The organism is Nocardia vaccinii NBRC 15922, assembly GCF_001613305.1.
In the GTDB taxonomy this organism is placed as follows: Bacteria; Actinomycetota; Actinomycetes; order Mycobacteriales; family Mycobacteriaceae; genus Nocardia; species Nocardia vaccinii.
Genome location: NZ_BDCC01000122.1, coordinates 1 through 1821, shown reverse-complemented (window position 1 = coordinate 1821; position 1821 = coordinate 1). Strand labels below are relative to the sequence as shown.

The following is a 1821-nucleotide window of genomic DNA, read 5'->3' as shown; positions in this document are numbered from 1 at the left end:
ACTAACCGACGAAACCATCGCGTTACTCGGCGCGGGCATCCCCGGCCGCGCGTCACGAACTCGGTCATCGTCGTCTTTTCCCAGCGATTTCGCCGTCCGCCGCGTCCACGGCCTGCTCGGGGTGAACACCGGGTGCCCCCGCCGCGGATCGGATCTCGGGCCGAAACGGTGATGGCACGGCCGATCCGGTTGAGCTCCGACCGTCTCGCCGGTGCGGTCAGCCCGCCTCGACCTCGCGTTGCACGAAACCACCGATCGCACGGACACTGTCGAGGAACTGCGCGGGGAATACGATGGTCGAGTTGTGCTCGACCGAAATCTCCGTCAGCACTTGCAGGTTCCGCAGTTGCAGGGCGATCGGGTGCGCTGCGATGACGTCCGCGGCCTCGGCCAGCTTGGTCACCGACATGGCCTCGCCCTCCGCGGCGATAATCTTGGCCCGCTTCTCCCGTTCCGCCTCGGCCTCGCGAGCCATGGCCCGTTTCAACGATTCCGGCAGTTCGATGTCCTTGAGCTCCACCATTTCCACGAGCACACCCCACTTCTCGGTCGTGGAGTCGAGGATCTCCTTGATCTGCTCGTTGAGCCGCTCGGTCTCGGACAGCACCTGGTCGAGAGTGGTGCGACCGATCACGTTCCGCACGGTGGTCTGCGCGATCTGGTCGATGGCCTGCCTCACGTCCTCGATCGCCACCAACGACAACGCGGCATCGACACACCGATAGTAAGCCACCGCGGCCAACGCGATGGACACGTTGTCCCGGGTTATCACCTGCTGTGACGCAATCGGCATCGTCACCGTCCGCATGCCCACCTTCTGCATGCGATCCACGAACGGGAGCATGAAGCGCAGCCCTGGCTCCCGCACCGATTGCACCCTCCCGAGCCGGAACACAACACCCTTCTCGAATTGCCGCACGATCGCGACGATGTCGTTGGTCACTTCCGGCCGCCTTCTTTCCCTAATCCGAAACGGAACGCGACCCTATCGGGCCGTGCTGCGGCACAGCGTAATTGGCCGACCCACCGGCCGCGACCCGATGCGGATCCGATCGCCCACCCCATCGCCCGAGCCGCTCGCGCGACCCGGCAACACGTCAGGGCGTGGATGCCGACCAGTTCCCCGTCGAGCGCTACCTCGATGGCAATATGCCAGCCGCGAACCCGTTGCCACAGCTGGATGGATCAGGGATCAATCCGACTTCGGATAGCCGAATCCCGCTTCAATCGTCAACGTTCCCCATGAAAACCACTGTTCAGTGCGAGTCCCAATCCTTATAGTGCCCCGCTGGGGGCACGAACCTCCGACCGACACCGACTCGTGGCCAACCGACGACGCAAGCCAAGCTCTCCCTCTTTGCCACGTTCCCGAGTTCGGACGATGCTCGGCAGGCGGAACGCAGAGTTAGATAGTTAACTGCGCATATACAGGTACCGGAGTATTTGCGCACGCACGAACGCTATCGCCCTCCCTGGAGCGACGTAGTGACTCCAACGCAGAGGACTGACCCAAATGGCAGACGCTGTTCTCGAGTAGACCACTCTCAAGCAATGACACGCCGTCCAGATCTCGGCGCGCCAGCGCATCGATCGTTAGGGGCCTCGGTGATCTGCCCGGTTGCCAGATTGTGCAGTGTGCGCACGGCCGAGTCGAGGTCGTTGGGATGTATCGCCGGCGTTGTGTGCGAGCTGTTTTCGTCCGGAGCGGTCAGGCCAAGTCCCAAACGACAAATGTATGGCCGCGCCAGCTTCCGCCTCCTCCGCCACCGCGTCCTGCTGACCTAACGTCGTTGGCCACCACCGGAAGTGCACCAGAGCCGT

The 1821-nt window shown here is 63.3% G+C and carries 1 protein-coding gene; it reads right to left on the bottom strand.

The features are described 5' to 3' along the window. Positions 1–217: 217 nt before the first annotated feature. Positions 218–943, bottom strand: coding sequence for a slipin family protein (locus NV1_RS41580; RefSeq protein WP_067905226.1), 726 nt, complete (start codon positions 941–943; stop codon positions 218–220). Positions 944–1821 lie beyond the last annotated feature (878 nt).